Below are 16436 nucleotides of genomic sequence, written 5' to 3' on the forward strand. Positions count from 1 at the left end.
GATCAGGCCGAGGGCGCTCCGGCGTCGTGATCGGCGGGTGCACCGTCCACGCCGTCCACGCCGTCCGCGCCGTCCGGGCCGACGACGCCCGGGACGACCTCGCGCAGTCGTTCGAGCGGGATGGTGCCCTGGCGGACCACCCTGAGGGTCTCCCCCGTCGCGTCGACGATGGTGGAGCCGGTCCCGTCGGCCGCGGTCCGCGGGCCCGCGTCCAGGTACACCGCCACCGATTCGGCGAGCTGACCGGCGGCGTCGGCCGCGGTGGTCGCCGCAGGATTGCCTGTCCGGTTGGCCGACGACACCGCGAGCGGCCCCGTCAGGGTGAGCAGTTCGAGCGCGATGTCGTCGTCGGGCATGCGCAGCGCGACGGTCCCCAGGGTGTCGCCGAGATCCCAGGTCAGGGAGGGCTGCGCATGGCAGATGAGCGTGAGGCCGCCGGGCCAGAAGGCTTCGGCGAGGGCGCGGGCGTCCGGGTGCACGTCGGTGGCGAGCCCGTCGAGGGTCTGGATCCGCGGGATGAGCACGGGCGGCGGCATGTTCCGGCCCCGGCCCTTCGAGGCGAGCAGCGTCGCGACGGCCTGGGGTGAGAAGGCGTCAGCGCCGATCCCGTAGACGGTGTCCGTCGGCAGGACGACGCACTGCTTGAGCGAGACGGCGCGTTGGGCGGCGGCGAGGCCCTCACTGCGCTGGGCGGGGTCGGAGCAGTCGTAGCTGGTGGTCACCGGTTCATCTTTCCACTGCCGGGCGCGCCTGCGCACATCGGCGCCGGACGGCACACCTGCTCGGGAGCGCCGTGCCGGATCACGACGGCGGAGGCCCGAAGCCGGTGCCCCGCAGCCCTGCGGAGTAGGCCGCGAACCAGACGCGAAGCCCCCGGAGGTCGCGCCGGGTGAGGAAGTAGTAGGGGAAGCCGATGACGTCGGCTCCGAACCAGCGCAGGTTGCGGTACTTGCGCGCGTTGTAGGCGCGGTTGCGGAAGTAGGAGAACCGCTTGAACTCGCCCTCGGGGATGACCGGCGTGATGAACCCGCCGAAGATCGGCTTCATCTCGGACCAGGTGGCCGGGTGCCGGACGGCGACGGTCGCCACCGTGCCGTACTTGAGGCCGGCCTTGCGCACACGCGCCAGGAAGTCCACCTCGTCGCCGCGGATGAAGTACTTCATGTCCGGCAGCCCGATCTTCGAGAACACCTCGGCGCGGATGAGGGCACCGTTGAAGAAGTGCACCATGCCGGGCAGGTAGCCGAGCGGTTCGAGGGTCGCGCGGTCGTTGGTGAGCAGCCCGTTGATGCGGAAGTTGAAGGACAGCCGTGTGGGATCATCCGTCGCGGCGACGAGCGGGCTCACGACGTCGAGGTCGTGCTCGTGGGCCGCGCGGAGCAGTTCGGTCAGGCAGTGTTCGTCCTCGGGATGGCCGTCGTCGTCCATGAGCCAGATCCAGCGGGCGCCGCTCGCGAGAGCCGCGAGGATGGCGAAGGCGAAGCCGCCCGCCCCGCCGAGATTGGCCTCCGAGCGCAGGTAGTGGATCGCGCCTCCCGCCGCAGTGGCCGCGTCCACGACGTCGGTGGCGGGCTTCGTCCCCGAGTCCACGAGGGCCACGCGCGCGATCGGCGCGGTCTGGGCCGCGAGGGAGCGCAGGAGCTGCGCCAGCTCCTCGTGCCGGTCGTACGTCACCGCGGCGACGGCGACGGTGTCCGTGGACGTGCCCCTGTCCGTGCCCCTGTCCGTGCCTGCAGCGGGTCCGGTCTGCGTGCTGCGCTCCGTCATGGTGCCTCTTCCGTCGTCGTCGGTCCCCCGGCCACACGCACCGCGCTCGTCGCACGGTCCCTGCCGCCGAGGTCCTGGTGGGTGGTCACCGCACTCCAGCCGCCCATCCGCCCGAGGAACGCGGCGATCCAGGGCGCCTGCACTTCCGCGTGCTCCATCACGAAGTAGCCGCCGGGCCTCAGCAGGCGCGCCGCCGTGCGGGTGGCGGCACGCGGCAGGTCCATGCCGTCCGCTCCCCCGCCGTACAGTGCCATGCTCGGATCGTGCTCGGCCACCTCCGGTTCCAGCGGTACGGCGTCGGCCGGGATGTAGGGCGGATTGGACACCACGACGTCGAACGAGCCGTCGTGCTCGGGCAGGGCGGTCGCGAGGTCGCCCTGGACGAGGTGGACGCCGAAGGGCTCGAGGTTGGGTCCGGCCCAGGCGAGGGCCAGGTCGCTGAGTTCGACGGCGAACACCTCCGCTCCGGGTACCTCGTCCGCGACGGCCGCGGCGATCGCCCCGCTGCCGGTGCCGAGGTCCACGATCCTCGGCGCGTCGAGACCGGCGGCACGGTCGATCACGAGCTGCGCCACCGTCTCCGTCTCGGGCCGCGGGACGAATACCCCGGGCCCGACGGACAGCTCGATGCGGCGGAAGGACGCCCTGCCGGTGAGGTGCTGCAGCGGGACGCGGCGGGCACGCTCGTCCACGAGGGCCGTGTACCCCTCGGGGACCGCCGCACCGGTGAGGGCCAGTGCGCGCAGCCGGCCGCGCGACACGCCCAGCAGGTGCGCGGCCAGGAGCTCGGCGTCGACGCGGGGGCTGGGCACGCCGGCGTCCCGGAGCTGCCGTTCGGCGGCCCGCAGGGCTTCCTCCACGTCTACTCGTCCGCGCCGATGGCGTCCAGGCGTGCCTGCTCGTCCATCTCGATGGCGGACTGCACCACGGGTTCCAGGTCGCCGTTCATCACGGCGTCGAGGTTGTACGCCTTGTAGCCCGTGCGGTGGTCCGCGATCCGGTTCTCCGGGTAGTTGTAGGTCCGGATGCGCTCGGAGCGGTCCATGGTGCGGATCTGCGACTTCCGGATGTCGGAGTTCGCGGCGTCGATCTTCTCCTGCTCGTGGGCGAGGATGCGCGAGCGGAGCACGCGCATGGCGGCCTCGCGGTTCTGCAGCTGCGACTTCTCGTTCTGCATGGCCACCACGATGCCGGTGGGGAGGTGCGTGATGCGGACGGCGGAGTCGGTGGTGTTGACCGACTGCCCGCCGGGGCCCGAGGACCGGTACACGTCGATCTTGAGGTCGTTCTGGCTGATCTCGACCTCCTCCGGCTCGTCGACCTCGGGCAGCACGAGGACGCCCGCGGCGGAGGTGTGGATGCGGCCCTGCGACTCGGTGACGGGGACGCGCTGCACGCGGTGCACGCCGCCCTCGAACTTGAGCCGGGCGTAGACGCCTTCGGCGGGATCGTTCGAGGACCCCTTAATGGCCATCTGCACGTCCTTGTACCCGCCGAGGTCGGACTCGTTGGCCGAGATGAGCTCGGTCTTCCAGCCCCGGGACTCGGCGTAGCGCGCATACATGCGCAGCAGGTCGCCGGCGAACAGTGCGGCCTCGTCGCCGCCCTCGCCGCCCTTGACCTCGATGATCACGTTGCGGCTGTCGTTGGGGTCGCGCGGGATCAGCAGCCGGCGGAGCCGCTCCTGCGCCGTGGCGAGCTGCTCCTCCAGGACGGGCACCTCCGCCGCGAACTCGGGGTCCTCGGAGGCCATCTCGCGGGCCGCCTGGAGGTCGTCGTCGAGCGCGCTCCAGCGGTTGTGGGCATCGACGATGCGCCCGAGCTCCGCGTACCGGCGGCCGAGCCTGCGCGCCAGGGCCTGATCGGCGTGGACCGCGGGATCGGCGAGCTGGTCCTGCAGCTCGGAGTGTTCGTCGAGCAGTCCCTGGATGGACTCAAACATCGGGTGTACCTCTTTCGGCTTGTGCAGCCAGTCTACGAAGGTCGAGAGGGCATGGACGACCGCCCCGTTAACGGACGGAGCCGCCCGGGACGGGCCGGCCAGGTGGCCGGCCCGTCCCGAACGGCTTGCCGTTGCTAGTCGGAGTCCTTGGAGCCCAGCGTGGTCTTCTGGACCTGCATGAGGAACTCTACGTTGGACTGCGTCTCCCGGATCTTGTTGGTGAGCAGCTCGAGTGCCTGCTGGGTCTCCAGACCCGACAGCACGCGGCGCAGCTTCCACATGATCTTGACCTCGTCGGGCGAGAGCAGGTTCTCCTCGCGCCTCGTACCGGACGCGTTGACGTCCACGGCGGGGAAGATGCGCTTGTCGGCGAGGCTGCGCGAGAGGCGCAGCTCCATGTTGCCGGTCCCCTTGAACTCCTCGAAGATGACCTCGTCCATCTTGGAACCGGTCTCCACGAGCGCCGTGGCGAGGATGGTGAGCGAGCCACCGTTCTCGATGTTGCGTGCGGCACCGAAGAAGCGCTTCGGCGGGTACAGCGCTGCCGAGTCGACACCACCGGAGAGGATACGGCCCGACGCCGGGGCGGCGAGGTTGTAGGCGCGTCCGAGGCGGGTCATCGAGTCCAGGAGCACGACGACGTCCATGCCCATCTCCACGAGGCGCTTGGCACGCTCGATGGAGAGCTCGGCGACCGTGGTGTGGTCGTCGGCGGGACGGTCGAAGGTCGAAGCGATGACCTCACCCTTGACGGTCCGCTGCATGTCGGTGACTTCTTCGGGACGCTCGTCGACCAGGACCATCATGAGGTGGACCTCAGGATTGTTGATCGTGATGGCGTTCGCGATCGCCTGCAGGATGAGCGTCTTGCCGGCCTTCGGCGGCGAGACGATCAGGCCGCGCTGGCCCTTGCCGATCGGGGCCACCAGGTCGATGACCCGGGGGCCGATCTTCTTCGGGTCCGTCTCGAGGCGCAGGCGGTCGGAGGGGTAGAGCGGGACGAGCTTCGCGAACTCCACGCGGTCCTTGAGGTCCTCGGCGGGCTTGCCGTTGACCGAGGTGACGCGCACCAGGGCGTTGAACTTCTGGCGGGCGCTGGCCTGGGTCTCGCCATCGCGGGGAGCGCGGATGGCGCCGACGACCGCGTCGCCCTTGCGCAGGTTGTGCTTCTTCACCTGGGCGAGCGAGACGTACACGTCGTTCGGGCCCGGCAGGTAGCCGGAGGTGCGCACGAACGCGTAGTTCTCGAGGACGTCCAGGATGCCGGCGACCGGCAGCAGGACGTCGTCCTCGGTGACCTCGACGTCGTCGACGTCCGGCTGGTTGCGTCCGCGGCGGCGCTCGTTGCGGTCGTTCCGGTCGTTCCGGTCGTTCCGGTCGTTGCGGTCGCGGAAGCGGCTGCTGCGGTCCTCGGGACCGTTGCCCCCGGCGCCACCGTTGCGGTTAGCGCGGTTGCGGCGGTTGCGTCCGCGACCGTCGTCATCATTGGCACCGTTCGCCCCGTTGCCGCCGTTGCCGCGGTTGTCGCTGCGCTCGCTGCCGTTGCGGCCGCTGTCGAACTGGGTGTCGCTGCTCGCGCTGTTCCCGTTCGAGCCGTTCGAGCCGTTCGAGCCGTTCGAGCCGTTCGAGCCGTTCGAGCCGTTCGAGCCGTTCGAGCCGTTCGAGCGATCGTCGTCGCGTCCGTTGCGGGACCGGGTGCGGCGCTCGTTGCGGTCGCTGCGGCCCTCACCCTGCTGACCGGACTGCGCGTCGGCCTGGGACTCGCCCTGGCCGCCGTTCTGCGCCTCGCCCTGCGAGCCGTTCACGTCGCCCTGTACCTGCTGCGCGTCGGAGCGGTCCTCGCCGCGGCGGTTGCGGCGGTTGCGCTGGCTGCGTCCGCCGTTGTCGCGGTCGCCGCGGTCCTGCTGCTCGTCCGCGGAGGTGTCGTCGGAGGCGTCGCGGGACGGGGCCTCGACCTGCTCGCCCTGGACGGCGTCGTCCTGGCCGGGGGCGGAGACGACGCCGTCGCTGCCTGCGCGGCGGTTGCGGTTGCGGGTCCGCGGCTGGCGCTCGGCCGACGCGGGCTGGTCGTCCTGCGGCCGGTCGTCGGACACGGCGGGGGTCCCGGCGACGGCGGGGTTCCCGGCGTCGGCGCTGCGCTCGCTGCGGACGCTCGGGGCCTTCTGGCGGTCGGCGACGGCGGAACCGCGCTGGTGGTCCGAGATCGCGGACACGAGGTCGCTCTTGCGCATCCTCGATCCGCCGGTGATACCGAGCTGGCCGGCAAGGGCCTGGAGCTGGGCGAGCTTCAGGCCTGCGAGGCCGCTGCTCTTGGAAGTTGTTGCGCCGGTTGCTTCAGCGTCTTGGGTGGCCACACCTGGTAACAGGTCAGTGGTTTCAGTCACGAAGGATCCTTCCCCCTCGTCGGGCGGCCACCTGATCGGTGGTCCGCGGTGGTTTGCCCCGTGCCGCATGGGAAGCAGGCGGGGTTCAGTCGGGTCGGATACGATCCGGCACAGACTGGGTGTGCTGGAAGCCTGAGGATGTCGTTGTGCGGGAGGTGGGTCCGCACGCACAAAGATAAGGTCGGAGGCTACACCGGAGGATGTTCTACTGCTGTGGACCTGCAGATTCGCGGCGGTCCAGAGAGACGGCCAGTTCACCAGCACGCGCTGCCTGCTGGAACACACTGGTTCCGATGGGCGCATGATACGCCCGGCGGTTCCTACCCTTGGTGCACTCCCACTTTAGCACCTTCCCGCTGCACGGCGAGCCTGACGATGCTCCACATCCCCGGCGTGTCGCCCTGTCCGAGCAGGTCGCGGAGCGCTTCCTCCGCCGCAAGGGCCCCGGCCTCCCCGACGGCGAGGGTCAGGACGCTGGGGCCCGCCCCCGAGATGGTGCTCGCGAAGCCGGCGGACCGGAGCGAGCGCAGCAGCGTGGCACTCGGCAGCATGGCCTGAGCACGGTAGTCCTGGTGCAGCGCGTCCTGCGTGGCGGCGAACAGCAGGGACGGGTCGGACCCGAGCGCATGCACGAGGAGCGCGGCGCGACCCGCGTTCGCGGCGGCGCTCCGGTGGGACACCGATGCGGGCAGGAGCGCGCGGGCGCTGTCCGTGGAGAGGGCGAGGTCCGGGACGGCCAGGACGGGGACCACGTCCGGGTGCACCTCCACGCGCGTGCTGTGGAAGGCGTGGCCGCTCTCCCAGGAGATCGCGAGCGAGCCCTGGAGCGCCGGTGCCACATTGTCGGGGTGGCCCTCGATGGACGCCGCCCACTGCAGCAGGTGCGCCGCATCGAGCTGCTCCGCGGCGGGCAGCAGCGCGTTGCCGGCGAGGACCCCGGCCACGATCGCGGCGGCGGACGAACCCATCCCGCGGCCGTGCGGGATGACGTTCGTGGTATCGAGCTCGAGCCCGGCTGCCCGCCGTCCGGCGTGGTGGAGCGTGCTGATCAGCGACTTCGCGACGAGGTGCCGCTCGTCGGTCGGCAGATCCTCCACCCCCTCACCGGAGGCCCGCACGACCGTGGTGCCCGACGTCGTCGTGCGCACGCGCACGGTGTCCTGCAGCGTCAGTGCGAGGCCGAGGGAGTCGAAGCCGGGGCCGAGGTTCGCGCTCGTGGCGGGAACCCGCACCTGGACGTCCTGTCCGGCCTCGACGGCGGGGAGGTCGAGCACCTCCGCGGGCGCCGGTGCGGCGTGCAGACCGGCCATGTCAGTCCTCGAGCCCGAGGGCGGCGGCCACGCTGACGACGTCGAAGTCCACCTTGGTGGGCTCGACGTCCGAGCCGTCCGCCATGCGCAGCGCCCACTGCGGGTCTTTCAGGCCATGGCCCGTGACCGTGATGACGATCGTCTTGCCGGCGGGCACGAGGCCCTCCGCGTGCTTCTTGATGAGCCCCGCGACACCGGCAGCGGAGGCGGGCTCCACGAAGACGCCCTCCCGGGAGGACAGCCAGCGGTGGGCGTTGAGGATCTCCTCGTCCGTCACGGCCTCGATGAGCCCGCCGGACTCGTCGCGCGCGGCGACGGCGAAATCCCAGGACGCGGGGTTGCCGATGCGGATGGCGGTCGCGATGGTGTCCGGCTCGGTGACGGGATGACCCTTGACGAGCGGGGCTGCGCCCTCGGCCTGAAAGCCCCACATGACGGGCGTGCGCGTGGCGACGGCGGGGAGCTCGCCGGCGTGCATCGAGGCGTAGGGTGCCGCGTACTCCTTGTACCCCTTCCAGTACGCGCTGATGTTCCCGGCGTTGCCGACCGGCATGAGGTGATAGTCCGGGGCGTCGCCGAGGGTGTCGACCACCTCGAACGCCGCGGTCTTCTGGCCCTCGAGCCGGGCGGGGTTGACCGAGTTCACGAGGAAGACGGGGTACGCCTCGGCGAGCTTCCGTGCCACGTCGAGGCAGTTGTCGAAGTTCCCGTTGACCTGGAGGAGCTGCGCACCGTGGGCGATGGCCTGGCTGAGCTTGCCCATGGAGATCTTGCCGTCGGGCACCAGCACGGCGCAGGTGATGCCCGCCTGGGTGGCGTAGGCCGCGGCGGACGCGGAGGTGTTGCCCGTCGACGCGCAGACCACGGCCTTCGCCCCGGCTGCGACCGCGGCGGTCATCGCCATCGTCATGCCCCGGTCCTTGAAGGAGCCCGTGGGATTCATGCCCTCGACCTTGAGGTAGACGGCGGATCCCGTCAGCTCGGACAGGTGCCTGGCGTGCACGAGGGGTGTTCCCCCCTCACCGAGGGTGATGACCTCGGTGGCGTCGGTGACGGGCAGGCGGTCGGCGTATTCGCGGATGACTCCGCGCCACTGGTGGGCCATTCAGATTCCCTCTACTCGGAGCACGGACGAGACGGCGGTGATGACCTCGAGCGCGGCGACCTGCTTGACGGTCGCCGCGAGGGAGGCCTCCGGCGCCCGGTGGGTGACGATCCGCAGTTCGGCGGTGGTACCGCCGTCGTGCCCGCCCTGGTGGATGCGCTGGCGCATGGTCTCGATGGAGACGCCGTTCTCGGCGAAGATCTGCGCGATGCGCGCGAGGACGCCGGGCTGGTCGGCGACCTCCAGGCGGATGCAGTAACTCGTGCGGACGGTGTCGATGCTCAGCGCGGGTACGTGGCCCGTGGTGGTCTCGGTGCGGCCCGGGCCTCCGAGCACCATGCGCCGGGCCGCGCTGATCACGTCGCCGAGCACGGCGGACGCCGTCGGCGTGCCCCCTGCACCCTGGCCGTAGAACATCAGCTCGCCGGCGTTCTCCGCCTCGATGAACACGGCGTTGAACGCGCCGTGGACCGCGGCCAGCGGGTGGGAGCGCGGCAGCAGCGTGGGGTGCACACGGACGCCGATGCCCGCCTCGCCGGCCTCGTCGGTGAGCATCTCCGCGATGGCCAGCAGCTTGATGACGTAGCCGTCGTCGGCGGCGGCCGCGATGTCGTCGGCGGTGACGGACGTGATGCCCTCGCAGTACACGGAGTGGAGGGCGAACCGCGTGTGGAAGGACAGGGAGGCGAGGATGGCGGCCTTCGCGGCGGCGTCGTGGCCCTCGACGTCGGCCGTCGGGTCCGCTTCCGCGTAGCCGAGGTCCTGCGCGGCCTTCAGCGCGTCCGCGAAGGAGGCACCCGTGGAGTCCATCTGGTCGAGGATGTAGTTGGTGGTGCCGTTGACGATCCCGAGCACACGCGTGATCCGGTCGCCGGAGAGGCTGTCGCGGATGGGTCGGAGGATCGGAATGGCCCCGGCCACCGCGGCCTCGTAGGACAGCTGCACGCGCGCGGCGTCGGCCTGCTCGTAGAGCTCGGGGCCGTCCAGCGCGAAGAGCGCCTTGTTGCCGCTGACCACGGTGGCGCCGTGACCGATCGCGCGGAGGATGAGGGACTTCGCCGGTTCGATCCCTCCCATGAGCTCGATCACGATGTCGGCGTCCTCGACGAGCGTCTCGGCGTCCGTGGTGAGGAGCCCCGCCGGCAGGTCGACGTCGCGTCGTGCGTCGAGGCTGCGCACGGCGACGCCGGTGAGCTGGAGTGGTGCGCCGGCGCGGCGGCCGAGGTTCTCCGCGTCCTCGAGCAGGATGCGGGCCACCTGGGAGCCGACGTTTCCGCAGCCGAGAAGGGCTACGCGCAGGGGTCGCGCGGAGGGTTCTGGTGAGTTCATGCTGTGCGGGCTCCTGGATCCGTGGCGGGCGCTGCGTTGCCTGGCGAGGCGGGCTCGCGCTGGACGTCCCTGCGGAACAGGTCCTCCTCGGTCTCGCCGCGCACGATCAGGCGCGCGACGCCGTCGACGACCGCCACGACGGGCGGACGCGTCAGGTAGTTGTAGTTGCTCGAGAGCACCCAGCAGTAGGCCCCGGTGCCCGGGACGGCGAGGAGGTCACCGGCCCCGGTGTCCTCGGGGAGGTAGACGTCCCGCACCACGATGTCACCGCTCTCGCAGTGTTTGCCAACCACGCGCGAGAGCACGGGTGCCGCCTCGGGCGTCCGGGAGGCCAGGACGGCCGAGTAATCCGCGCCGTAGAGCACCGGGCGGGGGTTGTCGCTCATTCCGCCGTCCACCGACACATAGCGCCGCGGATGCGTAACGGAGGTGTCCTGCACCACCTCTGAGCCGTTGGCCGCGGCATCCACGCGCACGGTCTTGGTGGTCCCGGCGGTGTAGAGGGTGAAGGTGCTCGGGCCCACGATCGCCCGGCCCGGCTCGATCGAGATGCGGGGTACGGACAGCCCCAGCTCCCGGCAGGTCGTCCCGACGACGGCGGCCATGGCCTGCGCGATCTCCGCCGCGGGGCGCGGCTCGTCCGCCTCCGTGTAGGCGATGCCGTAGCCGCCGCCGAGATCGAGCTCCGGCAGTTCGACGCCGTGCCGGTCGCGGACGCCCGCGAGGAAGCCGAGCAGGCGCTGCGCCGCGAGCTCGAAGCCCTCCGGCTCGAAGATCTGCGACCCGATGTGGCAGTGCACACCGAGGAGGTTGATGCCGGGGTGCGCGAGGGCGTCCGCGACGGCGCGGGCGGCCGGCGAGGCGTCGCCCTCCTGGCCGCCGTCCTGGCCCGGGCCCTGGTCGGTGGTCAGGGAGAGGCCGAACTTCTGGTCCTCGTGTGCCGTGGCGATGAACTCGTGCGTGTGCGCGTGGACGCCCGGGGTGAGGCGGAGCATGACGTTGGCGGTGCGGCCGCGCTGCAGGGCGAGGTCGCCGACGAGCGCGACCTCCTGGATGCTGTCGACGACGATCCGGCCGAGGCCGGCGTCGATGGCCCGGGTGATCTCGGCGGCGGACTTGTTGTTGCCGTGCAGTCCGAGCTTCGCACCGGGCAGCCCGGCGCGGAGGGCGACGGCGAGCTCGCCGCCCGAGCAGGTGTCGAGCCCGAGGCCCTCCTCCCGGACCCAGTGGGCCACCTCGGTGCAGAGGAAGGACTTGCCCGCGTAGAACACGTCCACTCCCCCGCACAGGTCCGCGAAGGCCTCGTCGAACGCATCGCGGAACGTCGCTGCACGCGTGCGGAAGTCCTGCTCCGACATGACGAACAGCGGGGTGCCGTACTGCTCGGCGAGGTCGGTCACGGACACGCCGTCGACGCGCAGGACGCCGTCGGTGCCCCGCCCGACGTCCTCGGCCCACAGTTTCGCGTCCAGCCGGGCAGGCTCGGCGGGCAAGGACAGCCACTCGGGCGCGAGCGGCGATGCTTCGGCGGATCCCGTCCCCGTCACCGCTACATCCTCTCCGGCGCGGAGACGCCGAGAAGGTCGAGTCCGTTGGCGAGGACCTGCTGCGTGGCGTTGTTCAGCCAGAGGCGTGAGCGGTGCACGTCCTCGACCGGCGCGTCGCCGAGCGGCGCGACGCGGCAGGCGTCGTACCAACGGTGGTAGGTGCCGGCGATGACCTCGAGGTGGCGGGCCACGCGGTGCGGTTCGCGGAAGGTCGCGGACTGCGCGACGACGCCGGGGAACTGGCCGAGGGCGGCCAGCAGCTCGCCTTCGGTGGGGTGTGCGAGCGAGGTGGCGTCGAAAGTGCTGGTGTCCACCCCGGCCGACACGGCGTTGCGGCCGACGGCGTGGGTCCTGGCGTGGGCGTACTGGACGTAGAACACGGGATTCTCGTTGGTGTTCTTCCGCAGCAGCTCGGGGTCGATGGACATGGCCGAGTCCGCCGGGGAGCGTCCCAGCGAGTACCGCAGCGCGTCCCTGCCGAGCCAGTCCAGCAGGTCGCGCAGTTCGATGATGTTGCCGGCGCGCTTGGACAGGCGAGCGCCGTTGACGGACACCATCTGCCCGATGAGGACCTGGATGTTCTGCTCCATGTCGTCGCCGGCGCAGGCCGCGATGGCCTTGAGGCGGCCGATGTAGCCGTGGTGGTCCGCGCCGAGCAGGTAGATCTTCTCCGAGAAGCCGCGGTCCTTCTTCGAGAGGTAGTAGGCGGCGTCGGAGGCGAAGTAGGTCGGCTCGCCATTGGCGCGGATCAGCACGCGGTCCTTGTCGTCGCCGAAGTCGGTGGTGCGCAGCCAGACGGCGCCGTCCTCGTCGAAGACGTGGCCCTGCTCGCGCAGGCGGTCGACCGCCTGCTCGACCGCACCGCCGTCGTGCAGGGCCGACTCGGAGAAGAACACGTCGAAGTGGACGCCGAAGTCCGCCAGCGTCTCCTTGATGTCGGCCATCTGCGCCTCGTAGGCGAGGGCGCGCACGATCGGGAGGGCTGCGGCGTCCTCGAGGTCCGCCACGTCGGGGCGGGCGGCGAGCACCGCGCGGCCGAGCTCGGCGATGTACTCGCCGGGGTAGCCGCCCTCGGGCGTCGGGCGTCCCTTGATGGTCGCGAGGACGGAGTCCGCGAAGTTGTTCATCTGCGTACCGGCGTCGTTGATGTAGTACTCGGTGGTCACCTGCGCGCCGCTGGCACGCAGGACGCGGGCGATGGAATCGCCGAGGGCCGCCCAGCGCGTGTGCGCCAGGTGCAGCGGGCCCGTCGGATTGGCGGAGACGAACTCCATGTTGATGGTGTGGCCGGCGAGCGCCTCGTTGGTGCCGTAGGCTCGGCCGGCGTCCACGATGGTGCGCGCCAGTTCGCCCGCAGCTCCGGCGTCGAGCGTGATGTTGAGGAAGCCGGGACCGGCGATGTCCACGCTCTTGACGCCGTCGATGCCCGCGAGGCGCTCGCTGAGCAGCTGGGCGAACTCGCGCGGGTTCATGCCGGCCTTCTTGCCGAGCTGCAGGGCGATGTTCGTGGCCCAGTCCCCGTGGTCCCGGTTCTTCGGTCGCTCCACGCGCACCTCCGAGGGGAGGTCGAGCTGGAGGTCACCGTCCTCGACGGCGGCCCTCAGGCAGGCGGAAATAGCGGCAGAGAGTTCTTCGGGAGTCACCAGACCAGCATAGCGGCGCGCACCTCGGCGCCCCGATTCGCGTGACGCAGCCGACGCGACGGCGAGGACTGCTGCGGGTGCTTTGTGATCCAGACGACAGTCCGATGTGCCGGGGGAAACGAATGACACAGTGGAACGTTGGACGGAACAGGCACGTCAGTTCGAGCTTCAACCTCCGCACCGGTATCGGGGCGTCCCGCCCGGTCCCTTCCGCCGACCCCCAGGAGCACCCAGTGACCGTCCGCCTTCCCGATGCCCTCCCCGCGTCGACCTCCGCTTCCTCCGCTCCTTCCTCCGCTCGGACGACCGGCACGGCAGCGTCCACGCTCCCCCGGCGGGTCCTGACGGCCCTCGCGGCGGTCTCGATCCTCGGGGCAGCGGGCTGCGCCGGCGCCGAGGCCGAGCCTCCCGCCCCGGAGTCCCAGGCGGAGACCCCGGCGGAGACCGAGGCGCCGGCCGGCGAGGTGCCGGCGACGACGGAGGCCGGTGGCGCCGCGGGTCCGAACAGCGCGGGTCCGGACGCCGCGGGCCAGGTGTACGAGGACGGCACCTACACCGAGACCGGCTCCTACCAGTCCCCGGCCGGTCCGGAGGAGGTGGGCGTGACCATGACGCTCGAGGCCGACGTCGTGACCGCCGTCGAGGTGGAGCCCATGCCCGACAACCCGACCACCACCATGTACCAGGAGCGCTTCGCGGGCGGCATCTCGGACGCGATCGTGGGCAGGAAGCTCGACGATCTCGCAGTCGACAAGGTGGCCGGGTCCTCCCTCACCAGCGGTGGCTTCAACGAAGCGACCGACAGGATCAAGAGCGATGCCCAGCTCTAGGGCGCCCCGTGGCGGACTCCTTCACCTTCGAGGCGATCGGCACCCGCTGGCGCGTCGACAGCGCCGCGGTGCTCCTGCCCGGGCAGCGCGCTGCACTCCTGCGCCTCGCCGAGGAGTACGACGCGCTCTATTCGCGCTTCCGCGAGGACTCCGGCGTCACGGCGCTCGCGTCGACGGGAGGATTCCTGCCGCTGCCGGGCCACGGCGCCGGGCTCGGCCGGCTGCTGCGCTCCCTCCACGACGTGACCGGCGGCAGTGTCTCGCCGCTGGTCGGTGAGCGCCTGGCCGCCCTGGGGTACGACGCCGGGTACTCGTTCGTGCCCACCGCGGCACCGGCGCCCTCCCGCGCCTGGCAGGGCCTCCTCGACTGGACGGAGGACGGCGTCGCCCTGAGTTCTCCCGCGCTCCTCGACGTCGGCGCCGCGGGCAAGGGACAGCTCGTCGACCTGATGCTGGAGTACCTCGTGTCCGAGGGGCACGACGACGTGGTCGTGGATGCGAGCGGCGACATGCGACGGACCGGCACCGGCACCGGCACGATCACGGTCGCCCTGGAGCACCCCTACGATCCGTCGTCGGCCATCGGGACGGTGCGGCTCGGGTCGGGCGCCCTGTGCGCGTCCGCGTCCAACCGCCGCGTGTGGGGCGACGGGCTGCACCACGTCCTCGACGCCCGGACGGGCCGCTGCGTCGACACCGTCGTCGCCACCTGGGTCCTCGCCTCCGATGCGATGACCGCGGACGGCCTGTGCACGGCCCTGTTCGTCGCCGACCCCGCCGACCTCGCCCCGGCCTTCGACTTCGACTACGTCCTCGTGTACTCGGACGGTCGCGCCCGCTCGTCCGCCGCACTCCAAGGAGCCCTGTTCCCATGACCGCAGTACTCGACCGCCTGCTCGGCCGCATGACCATGTACCGGCTGACGCTGACCCTCCTCCTGGTCCTGACCGTCGAGGCGTTCGTCCTGTCGGTGGCGGGGCTCCTCGCCTACACGCCCGCCGAGCTCGGCGGGACACTCGCCGCCGCGGTGGGCGGGACGATCGTCGGCACCCGGCTGATGGCCCTGATCCTGCGGCTGCGACCGCACAGCGAGTCCTCCCTCATCACGGGCCTGATCGTGTTCCTCATCATGTTCCCGTCGAGCACCGCTGCCGGGCTCGGGGGCATCCTGGTGGCCGGGGCGGCAGCCGGCGCGTCGAAGTTCCTCCTCGCCTTCCGCGGGCGCCATGTCTTCAACCCGGCCGCGACCGGCGCCGTCGTCGCCACGCTCCTCGGGGTCGGTGCGGCCGCCTGGTGGGTCGCCAACCCGTACATGCTGCCCGTCGTCGCGGTGGGCGCCGCCCTGCTCCTGTACCGCACGCGGAAGCTGTCCATGGGGTTGGTCTTCCTCGTCGTGGCGCTCGGGCTCCTCCTGGTGGGCCTCGTCCAGGGCGGCATGGCGCCCGGGGCCGGGCTCCAGCTCGTCCTGACCTCCTACCCCGTCCTGTTCCTGCTCGGGTTCATGATGACCGAACCGCTCACACTGCCCCCGCTGCGCCGGCAGCAGTGGCTCTTCGCGGCCGTCGTGGCCGTCGTGTTCGCACTCCAGCTCTCCGTCGGCCCGGTGTTCCTCGGCCCCGAGTTCGCGCTCGTCATCGGCAACGCCGTGGCGTTCCTCATGGGACAGCGGCGGGGCGTGCGGCTGTCCTTCGCGGGCTCGCGGCGGCTCACTCCGACCAGCACCGAACTCGTCTTCGCGCCGGCGAAACCCGTGCGGTTCCGCGCCGGCCAGTACATGGAGCTGAGCCTGCCGCACCGCGGCGCGGACGGCCGCGGCAGCCGGAGGGTCTTCAGCATCACCTCCGCGCCCCAGCAGGACGACGTCACCTTCGGGCTGCGCACCACGGAATCCGGCAGCTCGTTCAAGAAGGCGCTGCTCGACCTGCCCCGCGACGCACGGATCACCGGCACCCTCGTGGGGGGCGACTTCTGCCTGCCGCGTGACCCGTCCGTCCCGCTGCTGCTCGCCGCGGGCGGCATCGGCGTGACCCCGTTCATCAGCCAGCTCAGGGACCTGGCCGCGCGGGGTGAGACCCGCGACGTCGTCCTCGTCTACGTGGTGCGCGACGCACAGGAGATCGCGTACCGCGACGAGCTGGCAGAGCTCGGCACCCGTGTGGTGCTCTTCCTGCCTGCCGGGAGCGACGTCCCTCCGCTGCCCGGGGCGTGGACGTACGCCGGGGTGGACCCTTCGGCGGACGATCTCCTGGCCGCCGTGCCGGATCTCGGCAGCCGCACCGTGCTCGTCTCGGGATCACCGGCGTTCATCGGCGGCTTCCGCACCACGATGCGCTCCGCGGGCGTGTCCCGGGTCAAGACGGACGCCTTCCTGGGCTACTGACGCGGCCTGGAAGGGTCCCCGCGTTTTCCCGGACCCGGCTCACCTGCTAAGCTCGACGAGTCTCCAACCGGCACGGAAACTCCCGTGTCTGCCTTCGTAGCTCAGGGGATAGAGCGTCTGCCTCCGGAGCAGAAGGTCGTAGGTTCGAATCCTATCGAGGGCACACCGACTCACGCAGAGTCCACCGCCGTCGGCCATC

Annotated in this window: 13 protein-coding genes and 1 tRNA gene; 4 read left to right on the forward strand and 10 right to left on the reverse strand. The window is 71.3% G+C overall.

The genetic code is table 11. From position 1 onward, the window contains the following. Positions 1 to 2: 2 nt before the first annotated feature. The 10 genes from AC4D2O_RS11710 to argS form a co-directional block, all read right to left on the reverse strand. Positions 3 to 722 carry an L-threonylcarbamoyladenylate synthase gene (locus AC4D2O_RS11710; protein WP_490907541.1) on the reverse strand — a complete coding sequence of 240 codons (720 nt, stop codon included), beginning with the start codon at positions 720 to 722 and terminating at the stop codon, positions 3 to 5. Positions 723 to 801: 79 nt separating this feature from the next. Beyond that, positions 802 to 1767, reverse strand: a complete 966-nt coding sequence (locus AC4D2O_RS11715; RefSeq protein WP_490907542.1) for a glycosyltransferase — start codon at positions 1765 to 1767, stop codon at positions 802 to 804. Then, entirely contained in the window at positions 1764 to 2627 is an 864-nt protein-coding gene (prmC, locus tag AC4D2O_RS11720; RefSeq protein ID WP_490907543.1) for a peptide chain release factor N(5)-glutamine methyltransferase, read from the reverse strand. The genes AC4D2O_RS11715 and prmC overlap by 4 nt, the downstream gene beginning before the upstream one ends. Positions 2628 to 2629: 2 nt before the next feature. Next, positions 2630 to 3709 (reverse strand): peptide chain release factor 1, encoded by a 1080-nt coding sequence (prfA, locus tag AC4D2O_RS11725; protein ID WP_104049675.1) that lies wholly within the window; start codon positions 3707 to 3709, stop codon positions 2630 to 2632. 134 nt (positions 3710 to 3843) lie between these two features. Then, positions 3844 to 6093 carry a transcription termination factor Rho gene (gene rho, locus AC4D2O_RS11730; protein ID WP_490907544.1) on the reverse strand — a complete coding sequence of 750 codons (2250 nt, stop codon included), beginning with the start codon at positions 6091 to 6093 and terminating at the stop codon, positions 3844 to 3846. 320 nt (positions 6094 to 6413) lie between these two features. Continuing rightward, positions 6414 to 7403 carry a homoserine kinase gene (gene thrB / locus AC4D2O_RS11735; protein WP_490907545.1) on the reverse strand — a complete coding sequence of 330 codons (990 nt, stop codon included), beginning with the start codon at positions 7401 to 7403 and terminating at the stop codon, positions 6414 to 6416. Between the two features lies 1 nt (position 7404). Next, on the reverse strand, positions 7405 to 8508 hold the full coding sequence (gene thrC, locus AC4D2O_RS11740) for a threonine synthase (RefSeq protein ID WP_490907546.1): 1104 nt from the start codon (positions 8506 to 8508) through the stop codon (positions 7405 to 7407). Continuing rightward, positions 8509 to 9837, reverse strand: a complete 1329-nt coding sequence (locus AC4D2O_RS11745) for a homoserine dehydrogenase (protein WP_490907547.1) — start codon at positions 9835 to 9837, stop codon at positions 8509 to 8511. Continuing rightward, entirely contained in the window at positions 9834 to 11384 is a 1551-nt protein-coding gene (gene lysA, locus AC4D2O_RS11750) for a diaminopimelate decarboxylase (protein ID WP_490907548.1), read from the reverse strand. Before lysA ends, AC4D2O_RS11745 begins: the two co-directional genes overlap by 4 nt. A 2-nt stretch (positions 11385 to 11386) precedes the next feature. After that, positions 11387 to 13027 carry an arginine--tRNA ligase gene (gene argS, locus AC4D2O_RS11755; RefSeq protein WP_490907549.1) on the reverse strand — a complete coding sequence of 547 codons (1641 nt, stop codon included), beginning with the start codon at positions 13025 to 13027 and terminating at the stop codon, positions 11387 to 11389. 233 nt (positions 13028 to 13260) lie between these two features. Between argS and AC4D2O_RS11760 the strand changes: the two genes are divergently transcribed. The 4 genes from AC4D2O_RS11760 (at position 13261) to AC4D2O_RS11775 (ending at position 16400) form a co-directional block, all read left to right on the forward strand. Next, a complete protein-coding gene (locus AC4D2O_RS11760; RefSeq protein ID WP_490907550.1) occupies positions 13261 to 13857 on the forward strand; it encodes a hypothetical protein in 597 nt (198 codons plus the stop codon). 8 nt (positions 13858 to 13865) lie between these two features. Then, a complete protein-coding gene (locus tag AC4D2O_RS11765; RefSeq protein WP_490907551.1) occupies positions 13866 to 14732 on the forward strand; it encodes an FAD:protein FMN transferase in 867 nt (288 codons plus the stop codon). Continuing rightward, positions 14729 to 16237, forward strand: a complete 1509-nt coding sequence (locus AC4D2O_RS11770; RefSeq protein ID WP_490907552.1) for an FAD-dependent oxidoreductase — start codon at positions 14729 to 14731, stop codon at positions 16235 to 16237. Before AC4D2O_RS11765 ends, AC4D2O_RS11770 begins: the two co-directional genes overlap by 4 nt. Positions 16238 to 16327: 90 nt before the next feature. Next, positions 16328 to 16400: transfer RNA gene (locus AC4D2O_RS11775), tRNA-Arg, on the forward strand. Positions 16401 to 16436 lie beyond the last annotated feature (36 nt).

Source organism: Arthrobacter sp. TJ-238, from assembly GCF_058269215.1.